Source organism: Photobacterium makurazakiensis (assembly GCF_050336715.1).
In the GTDB taxonomy this organism is placed as follows: domain Bacteria; phylum Pseudomonadota; class Gammaproteobacteria; order Enterobacterales; family Vibrionaceae; genus Photobacterium; species Photobacterium makurazakiensis.
Window position 1 is genome coordinate 39,389 of record NZ_JAKJSJ010000044.1, and the last position, 19,918, is coordinate 59,306.

Here is a 19,918-nt window from a genome sequence, read left to right on the forward strand (position 1 = left end):
CATGAGTGATGAAATACTGAAGTACTATAATCGTGAACTTGCCTATATACGCCACATGGGGGCTGATTTTGCAAAGCGTTATCCTAAAGTCGCAGGAAGATTGCGCCTGAGCGATGATTATGTAGAAGACCCACATGTTTCACGTTTAATCGAAAGCTTTGCGTTATTGACAGCGCAAACTCGGCAGTGTTTAGACGACAGTTTACCGGAGTTAACAGAAGGGCTGCTAGGTCAATTATACCCTGACTATCATGCGACCATTCCTTCCATGGCAATAGTCAAAATGACAACGCAGAATATTAATGACAATGGGTTTAAATTACCTCGAGGTAGTGCAATAGAAAGCCGAGTTGATGGGTTTAAAAAATGTAACTTTACAACGTGTTATGACACACAATTATGGCCTGTCGAAGTCGCTCACGCGGTGTTTGAAAATGCGCCCTTTAAAGCACCAAAGTCGCATTTTCAAAAAAATGCTAAATCCGTACTTAAACTCACGTTACAGTGTGAATTCGAGAATACTAAACTAAGTAAGCTTGGTATTAATCAGCTGAGATTCTACCTCAATGGTCATGGGCAATTGAGCTACAAGATGTATCAGTTATTATTTAAATCTGCGGTTGGTGTTGCTGTTGCACCAAAAGATGAACTTACCGCGAGTCATTATTTTCAGCCTCGGCATATTACTACTGTTGGGTTTAATGAAGGTCACGAAGTTGTGCCCTATCAAAAGCAAACATTTAGTGGCTACCGGCTATTAGTGGAACATTTTTTATTCGCTGAGAAATTTTTGTTCTTTGATTTGCAGAACCTTGACCCAAAGTGGTTAGGTGATGACCATGAAGTTGATGTATATATCTATTTTGACGAAACGGATGACTTTTTACCAAAGCAGCTTACCGCTGAAAATATACTGTTGGGTTGTACTCCAATAATTAACTTGTTCGAGCAGGAGCTTGAACCTATCGCCTTAAAACCAATTGAGAGTGAATATCGGCTGAGTCCTCGATATGATGAAGCGGAGATCTGCGAAGTCATTCAAATACAGAACGTGACAGCTTTTGATCAACAAAATCAACGTGTTGATATTGCACCTTTTTACGCGCATGGATTAGATAGTTCCTCTTACAATAATGAGATGTTCTGGACTGTTAGGAGGGAGCAGTCTAATTGGTCGGGTGGGCATAATGAACCAGGCTGTGATAGTTACCTTTCAATAGTTGGCGAAAATACCAATAATATTGAGATTGATGAGTACTCACATTGGCTTGTGACAGTTAAGGCGCTTTGTAGTAATCGTAATTTACCTATCCGTTTACCTTATGGCGGGGGGCAGCCAGCAATGAGTGTCGTTCAACGAACTGACTCATTAAAAGAGGTTCGATGTTTAACGGCACCGACGAATCCGATTCGCCCTAAATTGTTAGAAAGTACACGTTGGCAGTTTGCTAAGCATTTAACACTCAATCAATTTTCTGATGAAGATGGCGTATATACATTAAAGGACACTTTGAGGTTATATGACTTTGAACAGACTGCCCAAAGTAAAGCGTTGATTGACGCTATTTCGTCCATGAGTATAACCTCTGCTAACGCGAGGGTTGTTAAAAATGGGCGTGTAGGGTTTTGCCATGGTTCCAATATTGATATTCAATTTAGTAATAATGTAGTGGCGGATACGCACTTATTTTTCTTTGGCAGTGTTTTATCCCACTTTTTTTCTCAGTTTACAGCAATAAATAGTTTTACTCGATTAAGTATTCAAATCCAAGGTCAATCAGAACCGATACATTGCTGGCCGGCAAATGCTGGTGGGAAAGCATTATTGTGAGTCTAGAGCAGCTAATTCATAAAATAGATAAGGACGACTTTTATCGTTCCACTTTCACAATACAACAGTCAGTAAAAAATGCTGTTGACTACGGTGAGCTAGGTACTGATACGCTGCCTGCTAATGAATATATCCGGTTTAAGGTATCTCAACATTTAGGATTTCCTGGCAATGCGGTTGAATCAGTCGGTGAGATTACTGATGGGCATGGTAATAAAAAAATAGAATTATACGTAAATTTCATGGGACTAACAGGGGCGAGTGGCGCATTACCTTTGCATTATACCGAATTGATAATGCAGCGTAATCGATTGAAAGATGAAGCAATCAGTGAATTTTTTGACTTATTTAACCATCGTTTAATTTCGCTGAATTATCGTGCGTGGGAAAAGTATCAATTTTCTATTCAGCATGCGCATTGTCTTAATGGAAAAGAAACATCGATGGATAGTGCTCTTCGCTCACTAACTGGCGCAAACCAATATCTAAATGTATTTTTTGGTGGCTTATTTGCGAAGTCTATAAGGAATACACAAAGTTTACGACAGATATTAATGCGTATCAGTGGGTGTAATATTGAAATACGAGAATTCATAGGGCGTTGGATGCAACTGGATAGATCAGAGCAAACGCAGTTGGGTTCAGGTATACAGCCAGAGGGTAAACATGCACAGCTCGGTGTTAGTAGTATCTTGGGGCAAAAAGTATGGGATATATCTTCTGCCATCGAGATTGATATACAAGCAAATGACAGTGATAAAGCACTGGCAGTAATGGGGAATGGCCAGCTGCTCTTAACCTTAAAGCAAGTCGCTAGAAATTTTGTACCGCCGTCGATTGATGTTAATTGGTGCCTAACGACAACTTGCCGGAATATTCCAGTGATGAAATTAAGTAAAATTGGCCCAAGTTTAGGCCGAGGAGGGGCACTTATGAGTGGCTCTAAACTCAAAGACAAAAATCTGAATATCCCATTAAGGTAAAGTTAATTTTTAGCTAGAGCTAAAGGCTACTTTTGTTTAATTAATTGAAAGCAAGGATATATTATATGTCAACAATGACGTTGAAGGCGCTAGTCGATAAACTTTCACCCAGTTGTAAAACCATGTTGGAGTCAGGTGCTTCCCTATGTAATAGTCGCAGTCATTTTAGTGTTGAACTTCAGCATTGGTTACTTGTGATGACGGAAGATAAAAACACCGATTTTTTTGTTATTGCTGACTATTTTGCTATTGATTTACCGAAATTGCGTAGTGAGTTGCAGCAAGGACTTGAAACACTAAAAACAGGTAACAGCCATACTCCCGGTCTTTCTCCTCATATTGTGACAGTATTACAATCTGCGTGGTTGGCTGCGACAATTGAGTTTAATGATTTTCAAATTCGAACTGTCCATTTAATTTATGCGTTGCTCAATAATGAGCTTTTGGGCTCGCTAATTCTTCGTGATGCGAAGCAGTTGGCATGTATAGACTTAGCTCAGCTTATTTCTGTATGGCCTCAACTAGTAGAGCAGTCGAATGAATTGACTACCTTTTCACTGGGAAACCAAATAACTTCAGCTTCTGAAGGTCAGCAAGCGTTGTCCCAGTACACTATAGACTTAACGGAACAGGCACGAGCTGGTGAGATTGATCCGATCTTAGGGCGTGATAATGAAATTCGCCAAATGATAGATATCTTGACTCGGCGTAGGCAGAACAACCCGATTTTAACTGGTGAAGCGGGGGTGGGTAAAACCGCTGTGGTCGAAGGGCTTGCTCAACGAATTGCTCTCGGTGATGTGCCTGAAGGACTTAAAGATATATCAATTTGTGTACTGGACTTGGCACTGTTAGAGGCAGGAGCAGGAATGAAAGGCGAATTTGAAAATCGCCTTAAAGCGATTATAAAAGAAGTAAAGTTATCGCCAACGCCGATCATTTTATTTATTGATGAAGCCCATACACTTATCGGTAGTGGTGGTCCGGCGGGGCAAAATGATGCTGCAAACCTATTAAAACCAGCTTTAGCTCGAGGGGAATTACGTACAATTGCTGCGACGACGTGGGCTGAATATAAAAAATATTTTGAGAAAGATGCAGCGCTTACCCGCCGATTTCAGATCGTTAAAATCGATGAACCCAATGAAGAAACGGCAGTTGTTATGTTACGTGGGTTATTACCCGTCATGGAATCACACCACCAGGTCACAATAACGGATATGGCCTTACAAGCCGCAGTTAAACTATCGAGTCGTTATATCAATGGGCGTCAACTGCCGGATAAAGCGGTAGCCTTGTTAGATACCGCTTGTTCACGAGTCGCCATGAGTCAGGTGAGTACGCCAGGAAAGGTTGAACATTTAGTTCGTTACAAGCAACAACTGAATGATGAGCGGGCGATCCTAGAAAAAGAAGAAATCGTTGGGAGTGATCATGGGAAAAAGTTGCAGAAAATTAAGGGTGAACTCCTTCACGCCCAAGAAGAACTTCGTGAATTAGATGCGCTTTGGCGTGATGAAAGTAATTTAGTTACTCAGGCGCAAGCACTTTCCCACGCATTAGTTTCCGAAACTACTGAGTTTCCTAATGAAGATAAACGGTGTTTACAAAGCATCAAACATACACTTCATGAAAATGCAGATCCAATGGTATTCCTTCAGGTTGATGAATCTGTTATTGCTGAAGTTATTTCTGATTGGACCGGTATACCATTAGGTCGAATGCAACGCGATGAGATTGAAAATATATTGTCATTAAGTGAGCGTTTGAAAGAGCGTGTTATAGGTCAAGATCATGCATTAGATCGAATGAGTCATATTGTCCAAACCGCACGTGCTCAACTGAGTGATGAACAGAAACCTGATGGAGTTTTTCTACTAACGGGCCCTAGTGGGGTCGGTAAAACAGAATCAGCACTAGCTCTTGCTGAACAAGTGTATGGTAGTGAAGATAATGTAATTGTTATCAATATGTCTGAATTTAAAGAAGAGCATAAAGTATCATTATTACTAGGCTCTCCTCCCGGTTATATCGGTTATGGTGAAGGCGGTATTTTAACAGAAGCAGTAAGAAGAAATCCCTATGGTGTTGTTTTACTTGATGAAATGGAAAAAGCACATCCAGGTGTTCAAGATATCTTTTATCAAGCTTTTGATAAGGGTACGCTTAAGGATGGAGAAGGGCGTGATATAGACTTTAAAAATACCATTATTATTATGACTTCAAACGTTGGAACTGAAACAACAATAAATCTTCATGAAGATGAAGAAACAATTCCTTCAATTGATGGGCTTAAAAAAGCGTTACAAGATGACTTATTGGAGGTATTTAAGCCAGCATTTCTTGGGCGAATTAATGTTATTCCATACCTCCCACTAGGTATAGAAACACTTTACCGGATCATTCACTTACAACTTAGCCGTATTGCTTTCAGAATGAAAGAAAATTATAACGCGTCATTAGAATACACTGACGGGGTTGTTAATTATCTATATGCGAATTCTAAAGATGAAAATGTTGGAGCTCGGATCATTCAAAGTAACTTGCAAAATATTTTGTTACCTACTCTATCAGTTAAAATACTAGAGAAAGTGGCTAGAGCTGAAACATTTAATTATGTTTTTATTGATATCGAAAATGGCACGTATAATATAAGTTTCGAATGATAATATGTATAAGTTAACTATAAATGCGACATGACGCAGAGTCTATATTATAGTTTGTTATTTGGGTTGCCTTTTTGTGTAATACTCTTTAAATATTAATTTTTACTGAAATTCATTTGAGATAATATTGGATGTTATTCAATGTTTACTAATGGTTTTTTGTGATTACAAAATCATCAATATAATTATTGTTGATCACTTTCCTGTATCCTTTTATGGATAAACTAGTAATGCTATAGGAGATTAGCGTGCAAGCGAATACGTATTTAAAATATGCTGATATTAAAGGTGAAGCGACTGCTGAACAGTATAAAGATTTAATTACTTTATTATCTGTTGACTGGAGCGTTGGTAGAGAAATTACTTCATATACTGGTACAGCTCAAGATCGCGAAGCGAGTTCAACTCGCCTTTATGATATGACTATTACTAAACTTCAAGATAAAGCATCACCAGATCTTTTTAAAGAAGCAACGATTGGTAAAGGCAAACCTGCGGTTTTCCACATTACCAAACAGGGTGAAAAAGTTGAAGAAATCATGAAGATTGAATTAACCGATGCAATGATTTCTAACTATAGTGTTTCAATTCAAGATGATCGTCCTGTGGAAACGATCACAATTTCATATACTGAAATGATGATGACAGTGACGCCAACGGATGACCAAAATAATGTTCAGGCTCCACTTGTTTATGGATATAGTGGCGCTAAAGGCCAGCAAATGTAATTGAGTTTAATTATTACGGGATAGTCATGCTATCCCTTTTCTATGTTATCGAAGTACTTGGATAGGTAAATGGAAAAAGCGACACAAGATAAAAACATCCTTCGCATCGATACACCTTTAGGTAAAGATGTTTTGCATATTACAAGAGCTGAAATTCATGAAGGAATTTCAACGCTTTTTTCTATTCAAGCTTTTGTTTACACCAATGGTCAATATATTAAAGCTCAAGATATTGTCGGTAAATCAGTGACAGTATCTATACAATGTAATATTCAAGGCGTTTTGTCATGTCGATATTTTAACGGTTATGTATCATCTATTCGATCAACAGGTTCCAGAGTGTCAGCAGTTGCTGGTGGTGAAAAATATCAAGACTATGTAATAAGTATCAGTCCATGCCTCGCATTTTTATCACAGAGAAGTAATTGCCGGATTTTTCAAAAGTTAAATGCTGAAGATATCGTTAAAACGATATTAGCAGAGCATAATGTAATTATTAAAAGTGAGTTGATAAATAGTTACCCTGTCTATGACTATAAAGTTCAATATAATGAATCGGACTTGGATTTTGTAAGTAGGCTACTTGAGCATGAAGGAATATATTTCTTTTTCAGACATGATATGAATAGCCATCAGATGGTTCTAGCTGACGATATTACGTCTTATAAAGAGTGCGCGGAAGCACTCGTATCTTTTTCTACGGGAAGTTTGTCAGAACCGCACATTCATACTTGGTCTGATGGACTGGAAGTGACGCCAAACAGCAGTGTTAAGTCTGGTTATGATTTTGTCATGCCAGCAGATAAACCTTTTGGAGAACAAGTTGAGGTGCCTTCATACGTTCAGCCAGTAAAAACAGAAATCTTTGAATATCAGGCTGGCTCAGAATTCAACCATAGGGCTAAGGATGTTGCCAATACTACTCTAGATGCATTGCAGCGTGATTCAAAGTTATCTAGCGGCAGTAGTAATTGTTTAAGCTTTACAGCGGGGCAATATTTCACCATAAAATCTCATGAAGATACGCGGAATGAAGGCAAGAGTTTTGTCATCACTCAAATGAATATAGAAGTTGCTATTGCTAGCCAAACAGGGACAGCGAAACATACTGAACAAGTGTTCCGTAATTATTTTTCATGTGTTTCCAAAGAAACATTATATAGGCCATTACAGTTAACGGCGAAGCCTCGTGTTCATGGTGTTCAGACTGCATGCGTTACTGGTGAAGATGGTGATGAAATATATATTGATAAATATGGGCGAGTGAAAGTGTTGTTTCATTGGGATCGAGATGGAGAAGCTGACAGTACAAGCTCTTGTTGGATTCGGGTTGCTCAAAACTGGGCGGGTAATAAGTATGGAGCATTTTTTTTCCCACGTGTTGGTCAGGAAGTTTTAGTAGAGTTTTTTGAAGGCGACCCAGATCAACCTATCATCATTGGCTCTCTATACAATGGTGAAAAAATGCCACCTTATGATTTACCAAATGAAAAGACACAGAGTGGAATAAAGACACGTTCTACAAAAGAAGCTAATGATGATAATTTCAATGAAATCCGTTTTGATGACGAGAAAGGTAATGAATTACTCTATATCCATGCGGAAAAAGACTTTCATACGGTAGTTGAAAACGATCTTCACCAAATAATAGAGAACAATTATTCTGTCTTAGTTGAAAATAATAGCCAAAAAACAGTTGAAAATAATTATGAATTAACTGTGGAGAATAATTATAACCAGATAGTTGAAAATAACCTCTCTTCGAATGTTGAAAATAATCAAAAAACAAAAGTTGGAAATGAACTGGTTATTGATGTGGGAAATAAAATGGTGTTCAAATCTGGAGGCGCCTCAATTACTTTGTCGAGTGATGGATGTGTGGAAATTAAAGGATCAAAAATAAAAGTTAACGGAAGTACGATTGATCTGAAAGCGGGTTCGATCGCCTTGAATTAATTAATGCTTTTGAGCGTTACACCTTAAGTATTCGATCAACACACATGATTAAAGTAAATGAGCGAGGAGTCCCGATTCAATATTCGGGTAAAATTACGATGGGAAAACCAGCTGCGACGATAACCTGTTTTCATACATGCCCAAAAACGACAAGTAAAGTGCCGCATGTTGGCGGCCCTATCGCTGTAGGCTCAGGAAACGTATTAATAGGCGGGTTACCTGCTGCCCGTAAAGGGGACATGGTCATTTGTGTTGGCCCTCCAGATAGTATAAAAGACGGTTCTTCAAGTGTTTTAATTAATGGGAAACCAGCAGCCCGTATGGGTGACTCAACCAAGCATGGTGGTAAAATTGTAGCGGGTAACCCTACGGTAAATATTGGTTGAGTATTATGGTTTATCAATTAGAACCCTTATATTTTCAAGTAGGCAATTGTTGCGACTATAAATCGATATTAGAGCTGGAAACATATCCGTATCCACAGCCAACACTATTACAGTCTAATAACCGTGAATTCCTTGCTCAGCCTATGACGGAGCTAACGTCTGAAACATATTTACAGCGACTTACGACCATACTTAATCTTGCTGTGGGCAAGTTTAATTTAGATTGGCTATCTACGCCTATTATAATTTTACTGCCGCAACTAGGTACGATAGACAACGATCAATATGGACAACTATATAAAAGTGTATACCGTGCTATTCCTGATTTAAAAAAACATCCGTCTTGCTATTTATTTCCGTATGGTCGGGCGGCAATGTTACTTGCTTGGAGGCATATAGAAATCATGCTTCAAGAGAAAAATTACTCTAGCGTATTGGTATTAGCTGTGGATAGCGATCCCCGCATCACTCAAACACAGTATATGCACTTACCCCCAAAGATGTTACCAGATGAAAGTGTTCCAGCTGCAGAGTGTGTTGCACTTGTTAAGTTCACATTGTCTGATAATGGCTTAATGCGTCACTGGTTTTCTTATGAAGGGCAAGTAAGAGAGAAAGCAAGAGGGGCAGCGATATCAGCCCTGTTTGAACGCTACCAAAAAGCAGAGCCTACACCTATTCATCATTTTTATGCGCCATACAATGGCATAAAAACACTTACCGAGGAATGGGCGAATGTTTATCACCAGCTGTTCCCTTGTGTTGGAAAGCATACACAGGTAGTAATGACGGGCGCGAGAACAGGAGAGTTAGGTGCTTGTTCTGGGATTTATAACATTTTGCATTTTTATGAGCGTTATAAAAGTGGTGATTATTCCCACCATACCTTACAGGTGGAAAGCGCTGAAGTACTTTATCGTGGTGCTGCTTTATATAGCTGGGTTTAATTATGTTATATTCTATTGGGAAACCGTAGCCAAAGATGTAATTTATGTTATTTAGCAAACAAACCTTCACAGACCACTCTTTTTCCAAAACAAACTTTCAACAGGCCACATTTGAGCACTGCCAATTTATACGTTGTGATTTTAGCCGGGTTGATTTAACTGAAGCGAGCTTTGAACATTGCCAGTTTATCGAACGCGGTGAGCATGACGGCTGTATCTTTCATTATGCTCAGTTAAAAGAAGCGAGCTTTAAAGATTGCGACTTGAGTATGGCTGACTTTTCTGGTGCAGAAATGTTTGGTGTTGAAATGCGAGATAGTCAGTTAAAGGGCGCTATATTCTCACGCGCCCGATTCGCTAATTATATTACCCACAACACATTTTTCTGCTCTGCATTTATCACGCGCTGCAATTTATCCTACGCAGATTTTGAAGATATAAAACTGGAAGAGTGCGAGCTGTTTGAAAACCGTTGGACGGGTGCCAATTTGCTTGGAGCATCATTTAAAGGCTCTGATTTAACCAATGGTGAATTTTCACAAGAAGCATGGGGGCAATTTGATTTAGCAGGAGCAAACTTGAGCCACGTTGATCTTACTGGGCTCGATCTACGTCGGGTGAACCTTGAAAACGTGACGATTTGTGATTGGCAACAGGCGCAGCTACTAGAGCCGCTTGGGGTAATTGTTTTACCAAGCTAATGCCCGGTACGGCATTCACGACCATATTGGCTGCGAATAAAAGGTGAGTTTGTTTAAGTATGTATTAACGCAAGCTCACGTAGCCTAACTCAACGCTGTTTAAATCAAAATTTCCCATAAAGTCAGTGCCCCCTATTTCTAGTCTTCCTATTTCGAAACGATAACAGCTCGGATCACTTTAGTTTCCTAGGCTGAAGGCGTGAGCAGTTATCATTTCGGGTATTATTATGTTGCGTTGTTGTTGCAATATGGTTTATTCATATAAGACATAAAATGACGCTGAATAAATCACTACGGGATTACTTAGTAACCGATAAGTACAAATGTATATTTGTGCTTGCGATATTTTGCTTTGGATTGGCGGAATAAATAAATTCTGTATTGGTTTTTTAAACTATTTAACGACGTAATTTAAAGAATAAACATAATGGAGATATGTATGACTAAGCAAAGGACGCTATATTCATTGGCCGCAGGTATTGGAATGCTCTGCCATTCTTATATAGCTACAGCAGCAGATACTTGGGACATGCCGCTCGCTTACTCTTCTGATAATTACCACTCTGTGTTAGCCGCTGAGTTTGCTAAAACGGTAAACGAGCAGGCTGGGGATGAAATTAATATTGTGACCCATCCTGGAGGCTCCTTATATAAAGGAAATGAAATCTTTGGTGCGGTACGTAGAGGGCTTGTGCCTATTGGCGAGCGCCTCATTTCAGCTTTAGGGAATGAAGATCCAATATTTGAAGTGGATGCATTACCTTTCGTCGCGACAGGATTTGATGATTCTTGGACCCTATACCAAGCATCAAAACCAGAGATGGAAAAGGTACTCGATAAAAAAGGAGTAAAGCTACTTTATAGTGTGCCGTGGCCACCACAGGGGCTTTATGCGAAGAAACCAGTATCAAGTCTTGATGATATGAAAGGGAGTAAGTTTCGAGCTTACAACCCAATGACGGTTGAACTAGCAAGAATGATGGGAGCGGTCCCGACAAAAGTTGAAACGGCTGAAATGTCTCAGGCGTTTGCTACTGGCGTAACGGAAAGCATGATTGCATCAGGTTCAACAGGCTATGACCGTAAAATTTGGGAGTATGTGACGTACTGGTATGACGTTAATGCTTGGCTTCCAAAAGACATGGTCTTTGTTAATAAGCGCGCTTGGAACCGATTATCACCAGAGACTCAAAAAGTGATTGAGGCAGCAGCAGCGGATGCTGAAAAGGCGGGTTGGGCGCAAGCGAGAGAATTGGCTGACTGGTATAAAAAAGAACTTATCTCGAATGGTATGACAGTGAGCGAGCCTACACCTGAATTGAAAGAAGATTTTGTCCAGTTAGGCAATAAAGTGGTGAAGCAATGGCTAGTTAAAGCTGGTGATGACGGCGTTAATGTGATCAACAAATATAACCAGCAATAAATGTGAACTGGCCAGCTTGTGCTGGCTAGCTTTTTTGTTTCACCAATTCTAACTTGGGGCAGTCTACATGGCACTCTTGAAACGTCTTGGAACGTTGTTGGAACAGTTTTATAAATTTTGTGGCGTTCTTGCTGCATTATGCTTGGTCGCCTTAGCACTTAGCGTATTACTTAGTATCACATCTCGTTTCTTTCAGATATATATTGGCGGCTTGACCGAAATTGCGGGTTATTTAATGGCTGCAGCGAACTGTTTAGGCTTAGCTTATACATTTCGTAATGGTGGTCATATTAGTATCAATTTATTTACCTCGCGGCTTTCAGCCAAAAAACAGAAAGTGGCTGCAATATGGGGGCTTTTTGCCACATCGGCCATCATGATTTATCTCGCCTACTACATGATCATCCTAACCTATTGGTCGTACGAATTTGAAGAAGTCAGTGAGGGAAGTGACGGCATGTTGCTATACATCCCACAATCCATTGTCGCTTTTGGTTGTGTTGTGATGGCTTTATCCGTTGTACACACATTACTGGAAATGCTCTTTACCACAGCTCAAACCCAAGTTGATGAAACCAAAGCTGATAGCCTGAAGGAGGCTACCAATGAATGAAGTTTTGCTTATTTTTGTTTTCCTCAGCTTACTGTTCTTTTTTCTTGGCTCTGGTGTATTAGTCGGTGCAAGCTTATTAGGCTGTGCCGTTATTGGAATGGAAATATTTACAAGCCGCCCCGTTGGCGATGCGATGGCCACCATTGTCTGGGGTTCAATCTCCTCTTGGACGTTAACGTCATTACCGCTGTTTATTTGGATGGGAGAGATATTATTCCGGACCAAACTTTCGGAAATTCTGTTTAAAGGTTTAACCCCATGGATGTCACGTATGCCGGGGGGGTTATTACATGTCAATATTGGTGGCTCTGCGTTATTTGCCGCTATTTCGGGCTCATCAGCGGCCACGGCAAGCACTGTTGGTAAAATGGCGATTCCTGAACTGCGAAAGCGGCAGTACTCCGAGAAAATGATCGTCGGTACGTTGGCTGGCGCGGGAACATTGGGGCTACTGATCCCGCCGTCCATTTCGATGATTGTGTATGGCGTCACGGTGAATGAATCCATCGCCAAATTGTTTATGGCAGGTATCGTACCTGGGCTTCTACTTGCCAGTTTGTTTGGTGGCTATGTAGCATTATGGTCGCTTTTTTCAAAAGATTCGGTTTCAGAAACTACCCGCTATAGCTGGCAACAAAAATGGGAGGCGGTAAAGCAGCTAGCCCCAGTTATGCTACTGATTATGTTTGTGATTGGTTCTATCTATACCGGAATCGCAACGGCAACTGAGGCGGCAGTATTAGGGGTAACAGGTGCATTGTTCCTTTCTTGGTGGCAAAAGAGTCTAAGTTTCGAATCTTTTCAACGTTCGCTAATGGGGGCAGTGAAAACCTCGTGTATGATCGGCTTGATCTTAATGGGATCACACTTGCTGTCATTAGCCATGGGCTATACTGGCTTGCCACGAACTTTGGCTGAGATAATCGGTGAGATGCAGCTTTCTCCGCTTATGTTAATCGCTTGTCTGACTTTGTTTTATATCTTATTAGGCTGTTTTCTCGACGGATTATCTTCCATTGTGCTGACGATGGCGATCATTGAACCTATGGTTAGAGCCGCTGGTTTTGACATGATTTGGTTTGGTGTTTACCTGATGCTAGTCATTGAAATGGCGCAGATCACACCGCCTGTTGGATTCAACTTATTTGTGCTGCAAGGAATGACGGGTCACAAAATGAGCTTCATTGCTCGGGCGGCTGCACCAATGTTTATGCTAATGGTGTTAGCTGTATTCATATTGGTAATGTTTCCCGGCTTAGCTACCTTTTTGCCTTACGCGATGTAATGATAGCCTCATAAGCGATCGTGCTTGTGAGGCTATTTAGTGACTCTACGTATGAATAACGTTGGATCACTTATTGGCGTCAAGTAACCAGTTAGCAGCTTGAATTAGGTCATAAACAGGGAGTCCACTTTCTTCGCGAATCGCGTCAATATATGGCGAGAGGTTAGTACACTCTAATACGATGGCTTTGGGGTTTGATTTCAGCAATTCTCTGGTAGCTAAAATAACATCAAGTTCTGCTTTTTGTTTGTCTATATCGAGAAGGTCATTTGAAATTACACGGTGGATCTCTTGACCATTTTCAACGCCCTGTATCACCATGTTTTCGTCATAGCTGCCATTAAAGTGGATGGGACGAAGTTTGCGGCTGTCAAAAGTCATAATACCAATAGTTGCTGATAAACCATAAACACTGCGTAAAAATGGCAGGAGCACTAAAGAGCTAGAGAGCATAGGAATCGTGATTTTATGTTCGAGATCTTTTTGTAATTCACCGAGGAAACCGCAAGAGGTGAGCACAATATCAACGTCTTGGGTTTCTAATTCTATCGCAGCGTTAAAAATGGCATTGGCAACATTACTTGAGACGCCAGTATTACTGATCACGCTACTCACGGTAGCGATATCTACTCGTCGATAGACAGTGTCGCAACAAAAAGTATCTGGATTACCAATATCCCCAAGTAAGCGGGGAAAATGAGTGTTGAGCATGATCACACCCACTTTTCGATTGGATTTATCTATTCCGTTAGATTGCATTATTTTCTCCAGAAATACGTTGCTTTGAGGGTTCATTACAAGCAGGGATAAGTGTATATTTTTTATAACACATAACAACAAAAGGTTAACACCATGGAAAAGCATGTTGTGGTTGTCGGCGGAGGAATGGTTGGGGTTTCGTGTGCGCTCTATCTATTAAAAAAGCGATTTAAAGTCACGCTTATTGAAAAAAATGAAATTGGCCGAGAAACGTCTTATGGTAATGCGGGTGTCATTTCTCGAGGGTCCATTCTACCGTTGAATAATGCAAAGCTGATATCGAGTTTGCCGCAATACATGAATAACCGCCATCCTGCGCTTAGGTATAATTATAAATATATTATTAAGAATAAATCATGGGTGTATAACTTAATATCTGAAGCGACAGAAGAGAGTACGCAGCGGCGTTCTGCTGCGCTGAATACGTTAATTACTCCGGCGTTGGCTGAGCACAAAATGCTGATGGAAGAAGCTAGCACCTCTTTTCGTCTGCGTGATAATGGCTGGCTGAAGCTATTCCGTTCAGAGGCTTCTTTTAGCGGCAGTGCGTATGAACAAGATATTTATCACCAGCATGATGTAGGTTTTGAGGTTGTTGATGCTGCGCAGATACGTGAACTTGAGCCTAACTTACAACACATATTTAAAAAGGGCCTTTGGATCACCGATACTGCGTCAGTGAATAACCCTGGTGAGGTTGTTGCGGCATATGCTCGCCTATTTACCCAAATGGGGGGGAAGATTATTAAAGATGCAGTACGCGGTATTGAACGTACAGCTGAAAAGTTTTTGATTTTAGGTACTCGGCAAAATTATCAGGCCGATGATGTTGTATTGGCGACAGGGCCATGGGTTAATGATTTGCTGAAGCCTTTCAATTACCGCGTTCCAATGGGATTTGAACGTGGTTATCACCAGCATTTTCACCCTGTCGACGATCTTCAGCTTAATCGCCCGTTTTATGATGTCGAAGGTAGTTATGTCATGTCGCCAACCGATATGGGGATCCGTATTAGCACAGGTGTCGAGCTTAACGATAACCATGCATCGCCCAACCACAGCCAGTTAAATCAAGTTTTACCCAAAGCAAGGGAAGCTTTTAAGCTTGGTGATGAGTGCCATTCAAATGTTTGGTTGGGTAGTCGTCCTTCATTGCCTGATGCAATGCCAATCATAGGTGCACTACCGGGTACGCCAGGTTTGTGGTTAGCATGTGGCCATCAGCATATTGGTTTTAGCACAGGTCCGGTAACAGGTAAGTTAATTGCAGATATGGTGGCGGGAGAAGCAACGAGTATTGATACTCAGGCATTTAAGGCAGAACGATTTAAGCAGAGCGCATAGCAAGTATTAAGGGGGTAATCCCCCCTTATATTTAAACGAGATCTTTGTTGGTTCAGTTAAGCGACGATGCCCGCAACGCCTTTTACTAGCTCGGCGAGTTCATCCCAGCGCTCTTCATCAATTAGGTTACCTGGTACCATCCATGTGCCACCGCAAGCAAATACTGATTTCACGCTCAGGTAGTCATTCACATTGGCTGGATTTACGCCACCAGTAGGCATGAAGCTAACAGGGTAGACCGCTGTCATCGCTTTTAGCATGTTAACGCCACCTGAAGGCTCTGCTGGGAAGAATTTCAATGTGTCTAGGCCAAGTTCCATTGCCTGTTCAACCATGCTTGGGTTGTTTACACCTGGAATAATAGGCATCTCACGCTGCTGGCAGTATTTCACTGTTGTTGGGTTAAAGCCTGGGCTTACAATGAAATCAACACCAGCTTCAATTGCTTCATCAACCTGCTTAGCGTTAAGTACCGTGCCGGCACCGATCAGCATATCAGGGAAAGCATTGCGCATGTTGCGGATAGCTTGGGCTGCAGCTTCAGTACGGAAGGTAACTTCCGCACAAGGTAGGCCGTTTTCTGATAATACTTGCGCCAGTTTTACCGCTTTGTCTGCGTCTTTAATGGCAATAACTGGGATAACTTTTAGCGCACTCATACGAGCATTTAGGTTGGTCATGATAGTTCCTTTAATTCGAGTGTTATAAATTTGGCATTGCGTCGTGGGGGATGATCGCACCTTGATGCTGGATGACAGTACCTGCAAGCTTATGAGCATTTAGCGCTGATTGTTGCATGTCTCCACCTGTTAAGCGTTTAGCTAAATAACCTGCACTAAAAGAGTCACCGGCTGCGGTTGTATCAACAACATTATTGACCCGCGTTGCAGCAACAGAAGTACAGCCTTCGTTCGTTACGACTAAGCAATCATCAGCGCCGCGCTTGATGATAATTTCACTGACACCACATTGCTGGCTGCGAGCAATACAGTCATCGATACTGTGTTCACCGTAAAGCATTAGTTCATCATCGAATGTCAGCAATGCTGTATCTGTCAGAGTTAATATGCGTTGATAGTGCTTGGCGGCAATGTCTGCATTAGGCCATAGGTGAGGTCGGTAATTATTGTCGAAAACAATTTGGCTACCTTGCTGTTTACAGGCCTCAAGTACTTGGTAGAGTTTTTCACGCGCTTCATCAGGTAAAATAGCAAGGCTAATACCGCTGAGGTAAATCATCTCGAAATTAGAAAGCTGTTCAATGAATGAGTGGCTATCGATATTATTAAGCCAATAACGGGCTGCGGAGTCGTTACGCCAGTAATGGAAAGTACGTTCGCCTGTTTCATCTGTTTCAATCAGGTATAAACCGGGTTTTTTATCTTCTAGCTGAAAAACGAGGTCGGTATTGATCTGCTCTTGCTGCCAAGCTGTCAGCATGTCGCGACTAAAACTATCGTTGCCTAAGCCCGTCACATAGCTTACTTCAATACCGTGCTGGTGGGTTAATCGGGAAAGGTACAGAGCTGTATTGAGGGTATCACCACCAAAACTTTGTTTGATGTGTTCACCCTTACGCTGTAATTCGACCATGCATTCACCGATAACGGCAACATGTTTTAAAGCCATAAAAAAACCCTCATGATTGTCAATGAGGGTATTTTTATCAATAAAAACGCTTAAGTCAATAAAAATGAAATTGCGTTCCTATTTATTGTGGGTAATTGTGAAAACCTAGCTGTTCTGAGACGTTACGGCTTGCCGTTTGTAATAGTTCAACATAGTAATTTTTACGTTTTTCATCAAAACGAATAGTTGGTAGTGAAATAGATAAGCCTGCGATGACATTACCAAATCGGTCAAATACAGGGGCAGCTAAACAGCGTAAGCCTGGCTCTTGTTCTTCATTATCTTCGGCATATGCTTGTTGCTTAACGGCTTTAAGTTCGCTAAGTAATTGCTCGATGTTCTCAAGGGTTTTATCTGTGTGTTTGATAAATTCAACACCCTTCAGCGCTTCACGTGTGAATGACTCATCACGGTATGCCAGTAATACCTTACCAATTGCAGTGCTGTAGAGTGGGTTACGACGGCCAATGCGTGATTGCATACGTAGGTTGTAACCTGAATCTATTTTATGAATATAGATAATGGCATTTTCATCAAGCGAACCAAGGTGAAGTGCTTCATTGGTTTGTTGTGAAATTTGCTGCATTTCTTTATCACAAAGATCAATCAAGTCAACGTGTTCTAGTGATGCTGCACCCAGTTCGAATAGCTTTAGAGTAAGTGCATACTTATCAGTTTCACCTTCTTGAGAAACGTAGCCAAGCATTTTCATCGTTTGAAGAAAGCGGTATACCGTGCTTTTAGACATCATTAAGCGTTGAGATAGCTCAGTAACACCAATTTCTTTTTGTTCGCCAAGTGCTTGTAGGATCCCAAACACCTTCATGACCGATGACACGGCTTCAGGCTGCTTAGATGACTCCATAACATAAGTCCTTTCATAAAATACGTAGTTATCAGCATTATACGGACTTAACCACATAGCTTCTATTTTTTATGAAAGCCTTTTTCAAAAAATCTGAATTGGCACGGGTTTTAGGCTGAGTGTGATAACGGTCAAAATCACAAGGATAAAAATAAAACAGCTTTTCAAAAAACTTGATATGGTTTTTTGGCTTTGATAAGGTGTAAATACATTAACGGGAAAAACTACATATAATCGTTCGGGGCTTGTGAGCCAGAACATCATTGGGGAAAGGACATGATTCTTAATTCATTCAATCTTGAAGGCAAAGTTGCCATTGTTACTGGGTGTGATACTGGCTTAGGTCAAGGTATGGCGCTAGGTTTGGCACAAGCGGGTTGTGATATTGTTGGCGTTAATATTGTTGAGCCAACAGAAACCATCGAACTGATTAAAGAAACAGGTCGTCAGTTCTTAGATATCCGTGCGAACTTGATGAAGACTGATGATATTGCAGGCATTGTTGATCAAGCGGTGAGCAAATTCGGTAAGGTTGATGTTCTAGTGAACAACGCTGGTATTATTCGTCGTAATGATGCGATTGACTTCTCAGAGCAAGATTGGGATGACGTGATGAACATTAACATCAAGTCAGTGTTCTTTATGTCTCAGGCTGTGGCTAAGCAGTTTATGTCTCAAGGTCATGGTGGCAAAATCGTCAACATTGCTTCGATGCTATCTTATCAGGGCGGTATCCGTGTTCCTTCATATACGGCATCAAAAAGCGGCGTAATGGGCGTAACTCGTCTAATGGCTAACGAATGGGCAAAACACGGCATTAATGTTAATGCAATTGCACCGGGTTACATGGCAACTAACAATACAGCGCAGCTACGTGCAGATGAAAAGCGTAATGCTGAAATCCTTGAGCGTATTCCTGCAGACCGTTGGGGTACACCAGCAGATCTGGCTGGCCCGTGTGTATTCTTAGCTTCTGATGCGGCATCTTACATTAATGGTTACACAGTCGCTGTTGATGGTGGTTGGTTAGCACGTTAATCTTCAAGACATCGAACTTCTGGCGGCTGCACTATTGTTATAGTGCGGCCGTTTTCTTATGGTTGAAATAATACAATGGAAAGGCTGGTGGCAATGGAATTCTCTTTAGCTCAGGGGTTAGGCTTAGTAAGCTTTGCGCTGGGGGTATCAGCGTTTTATCAAAAAGACGATCGTAAGCTTAAGATAATGATGGTACTGCTTAACCTCAATCATATGGTGCATTTTTTCTTACTAGAAGCTATCACCTCAGCGATGAGTGCTTTGCTATCAGCTTTTCGTACTGGGTTGTCTATTAAATTCCAATCAAAGAATTTAGCCTATATCTTTATAGGACTTAATCTAATTGCGGGTTATGTTCTTGCTGATGGTTGGCTAGATATCTTACCCATTATGGGGGCATGTATTGGCTCTTATGCTTTGTTCTGTTTGAGTGGAATAAAAATGCGCCTTGCTTTCGTCGTTGGGGCAGTATGCTGGCTTATCAATAATATTGTTGTTGGTTCAATTGGTGGTGTGATGCTTGAGGTTACTTTGCTGACAGTGAATATCACCACTATTTATCGCCTGTACAAAAGTGATGGTTTGGCTCTTAAAGAAGCCCGTTAGGTTGAATTGAATACTTCCTGATTATGTTGTTTTTTACAAGAATAAAAAAGCCTTGCTAATAGAAAGTTAGCAAGGCTATTAAAATTTCAATTATCGAATTGAATAATTAATTATAAATGATCTTGCCATTATCAAAGTTAACTTCTATTTCCTTCGTA

18 protein-coding genes are annotated in these 19,918 nt (G+C 40.8%); 14 read left to right on the top strand and 4 right to left on the bottom strand.

What is annotated here, in order from left to right; genetic code table 11:
• Window position 1: 1 nt before the first annotated feature.
• From tssF to L4D09_RS19095, 11 genes are all read left to right on the top strand, one after another.
• A complete protein-coding gene (gene tssF / locus L4D09_RS19045) occupies window positions 2-1,831 on the top strand; it encodes a type VI secretion system baseplate subunit TssF (protein WP_428459106.1) in 1,830 nt (609 codons plus the stop codon).
• On the top strand, window positions 1,828-2,814 hold the full coding sequence (gene tssG / locus L4D09_RS19050) for a type VI secretion system baseplate subunit TssG (protein ID WP_428459107.1): 987 nt from the start codon (window positions 1,828-1,830) through the stop codon (window positions 2,812-2,814). The genes tssF and tssG overlap by 4 nt, the downstream gene beginning before the upstream one ends.
• Window positions 2,815-2,879: 65 nt before the next feature.
• Complete coding sequence (gene tssH / locus L4D09_RS19055) at window positions 2,880-5,480, top strand: type VI secretion system ATPase TssH (protein ID WP_428459125.1); 2,601 nt, start codon at window positions 2,880-2,882, stop codon at window positions 5,478-5,480.
• Between the two features lie 248 nt (window positions 5,481-5,728).
• Window positions 5,729-6,208, top strand: coding sequence for an Hcp family type VI secretion system effector (locus L4D09_RS19060; protein WP_428459108.1), 480 nt, complete (start codon window positions 5,729-5,731; stop codon window positions 6,206-6,208).
• Window positions 6,209-6,277: 69 nt separating this feature from the next.
• Window positions 6,278-8,164: a type VI secretion system Vgr family protein gene (locus L4D09_RS19065; RefSeq protein WP_428459109.1), complete on the top strand. Its 1,887-nt coding sequence runs from the start codon at window positions 6,278-6,280 to the stop codon at window positions 8,162-8,164.
• A gap of 98 nt (window positions 8,165-8,262) precedes the next feature.
• Window positions 8,263-8,550, top strand: a complete 288-nt coding sequence (locus L4D09_RS19070) for a PAAR domain-containing protein (RefSeq protein ID WP_428459110.1) — start codon at window positions 8,263-8,265, stop codon at window positions 8,548-8,550.
• A 5-nt stretch (window positions 8,551-8,555) separates the two neighbouring features.
• Window positions 8,556-9,497, top strand: a complete 942-nt coding sequence (locus L4D09_RS19075; RefSeq protein WP_428459111.1) for a hypothetical protein — start codon at window positions 8,556-8,558, stop codon at window positions 9,495-9,497.
• Between the two features lie 44 nt (window positions 9,498-9,541).
• A complete protein-coding gene (locus L4D09_RS19080; protein ID WP_428459112.1) occupies window positions 9,542-10,198 on the top strand; it encodes a Qnr family pentapeptide repeat protein in 657 nt (218 codons plus the stop codon).
• Window positions 10,199-10,637: 439 nt separating this feature from the next.
• Entirely contained in the window at window positions 10,638-11,621 is a 984-nt protein-coding gene (locus tag L4D09_RS19085; RefSeq protein ID WP_428459113.1) for a TRAP transporter substrate-binding protein, read from the top strand.
• A gap of 67 nt (window positions 11,622-11,688) precedes the next feature.
• On the top strand, window positions 11,689-12,234 hold the full coding sequence (locus L4D09_RS19090) for a TRAP transporter small permease (RefSeq protein ID WP_428459114.1): 546 nt from the start codon (window positions 11,689-11,691) through the stop codon (window positions 12,232-12,234).
• Entirely contained in the window at window positions 12,227-13,519 is a 1,293-nt protein-coding gene (locus L4D09_RS19095) for a TRAP transporter large permease (RefSeq protein ID WP_428459115.1), read from the top strand. Before L4D09_RS19090 ends, L4D09_RS19095 begins: the two co-directional genes overlap by 8 nt.
• A gap of 66 nt (window positions 13,520-13,585) precedes the next feature.
• Here L4D09_RS19095 and L4D09_RS19100 read toward each other — a convergent pair whose 3' ends face one another.
• Window positions 13,586-14,278: an aspartate/glutamate racemase family protein gene (locus L4D09_RS19100; protein WP_428459116.1), complete on the bottom strand. Its 693-nt coding sequence runs from the start codon at window positions 14,276-14,278 to the stop codon at window positions 13,586-13,588.
• Window positions 14,279-14,371: 93 nt separating this feature from the next.
• Here L4D09_RS19100 and L4D09_RS19105 point away from each other — a divergent pair, with 93 nt between their 5' ends.
• The gene (locus L4D09_RS19105; RefSeq protein ID WP_428459117.1) at window positions 14,372-15,622 is read left to right on the top strand and encodes an NAD(P)/FAD-dependent oxidoreductase; all 1,251 of its coding nucleotides are present in this window, start codon (window positions 14,372-14,374) and stop codon (window positions 15,620-15,622) included.
• A 56-nt stretch (window positions 15,623-15,678) separates the two neighbouring features.
• Here the strand turns inward: L4D09_RS19105 and L4D09_RS19110 are convergent, their stop codons facing one another.
• From L4D09_RS19110 to kdgR, 3 genes are all read right to left on the bottom strand, one after another.
• Entirely contained in the window at window positions 15,679-16,302 is a 624-nt protein-coding gene (locus L4D09_RS19110) for a bifunctional 4-hydroxy-2-oxoglutarate aldolase/2-dehydro-3-deoxy-phosphogluconate aldolase (protein ID WP_428459118.1), read from the bottom strand.
• 22 nt (window positions 16,303-16,324) lie between these two features.
• Window positions 16,325-17,251, bottom strand: a complete 927-nt coding sequence (gene kdgK / locus L4D09_RS19115; protein WP_428459119.1) for a 2-dehydro-3-deoxygluconokinase — start codon at window positions 17,249-17,251, stop codon at window positions 16,325-16,327.
• Between the two features lie 82 nt (window positions 17,252-17,333).
• The gene (gene kdgR / locus L4D09_RS19120; RefSeq protein ID WP_428459120.1) at window positions 17,334-18,116 is read right to left on the bottom strand and encodes a DNA-binding transcriptional regulator KdgR; all 783 of its coding nucleotides are present in this window, start codon (window positions 18,114-18,116) and stop codon (window positions 17,334-17,336) included.
• A gap of 276 nt (window positions 18,117-18,392) precedes the next feature.
• On the opposite strand from kdgR, the gene kduD reads away from it, so the two are divergent.
• Window positions 18,393-19,154: a 2-dehydro-3-deoxy-D-gluconate 5-dehydrogenase KduD gene (gene kduD, locus L4D09_RS19125; RefSeq protein WP_428459121.1), complete on the top strand. Its 762-nt coding sequence runs from the start codon at window positions 18,393-18,395 to the stop codon at window positions 19,152-19,154.
• 93 nt (window positions 19,155-19,247) lie between these two features.
• Window positions 19,248-19,760 carry a YgjV family protein gene (locus tag L4D09_RS19130; RefSeq protein ID WP_428459122.1) on the top strand — a complete coding sequence of 171 codons (513 nt, stop codon included), beginning with the start codon at window positions 19,248-19,250 and terminating at the stop codon, window positions 19,758-19,760.
• The last annotated feature ends 158 nt before the right edge of the window (window positions 19,761-19,918 follow it).

Bases quoted from the DNA above. Each gene is read 5' to 3' on its own strand.
- L4D09_RS19095 (WP_428459115.1), top strand. From the start codon at position 12,227: ATGAATGAAGTTTTGCTTATTTTTGTTTTCCTCAGCTTACTGTTCTTT.
- L4D09_RS19110 (WP_428459118.1), bottom strand. From the start codon at position 16,302: ATGACCAACCTAAATGCTCGTATGAGTGCGCTAAAAGTTATCCCAGTT.
- kdgK (WP_428459119.1), bottom strand. From the start codon at position 17,251: ATGGCTTTAAAACATGTTGCCGTTATCGGTGAATGCATGGTCGAATTA.
- kdgR (WP_428459120.1), bottom strand. From the start codon at position 18,116: ATGGAGTCATCTAAGCAGCCTGAAGCCGTGTCATCGGTCATGAAGGTG.
- tssF (WP_428459106.1), top strand. From the start codon at position 2: ATGAGTGATGAAATACTGAAGTACTATAATCGTGAACTTGCCTATATA.
- L4D09_RS19070 (WP_428459110.1), top strand. From the start codon at position 8,263: ATGGGAAAACCAGCTGCGACGATAACCTGTTTTCATACATGCCCAAAA.
- L4D09_RS19065 (WP_428459109.1), top strand. From the start codon at position 6,278: ATGGAAAAAGCGACACAAGATAAAAACATCCTTCGCATCGATACACCT.
- L4D09_RS19105 (WP_428459117.1), top strand. From the start codon at position 14,372: ATGGAAAAGCATGTTGTGGTTGTCGGCGGAGGAATGGTTGGGGTTTCG.
- L4D09_RS19075 (WP_428459111.1), top strand. From the start codon at position 8,556: ATGGTTTATCAATTAGAACCCTTATATTTTCAAGTAGGCAATTGTTGC.
- L4D09_RS19080 (WP_428459112.1), top strand. From the start codon at position 9,542: ATGTTATTTAGCAAACAAACCTTCACAGACCACTCTTTTTCCAAAACA.
- kduD (WP_428459121.1), top strand. From the start codon at position 18,393: ATGATTCTTAATTCATTCAATCTTGAAGGCAAAGTTGCCATTGTTACT.
- L4D09_RS19090 (WP_428459114.1), top strand. From the start codon at position 11,689: ATGGCACTCTTGAAACGTCTTGGAACGTTGTTGGAACAGTTTTATAAA.
- L4D09_RS19130 (WP_428459122.1), top strand. From the start codon at position 19,248: ATGGAATTCTCTTTAGCTCAGGGGTTAGGCTTAGTAAGCTTTGCGCTG.
- tssH (WP_428459125.1), top strand. From the start codon at position 2,880: ATGTCAACAATGACGTTGAAGGCGCTAGTCGATAAACTTTCACCCAGT.
- L4D09_RS19085 (WP_428459113.1), top strand. From the start codon at position 10,638: ATGACTAAGCAAAGGACGCTATATTCATTGGCCGCAGGTATTGGAATG.
- L4D09_RS19100 (WP_428459116.1), bottom strand. From the start codon at position 14,278: ATGCAATCTAACGGAATAGATAAATCCAATCGAAAAGTGGGTGTGATC.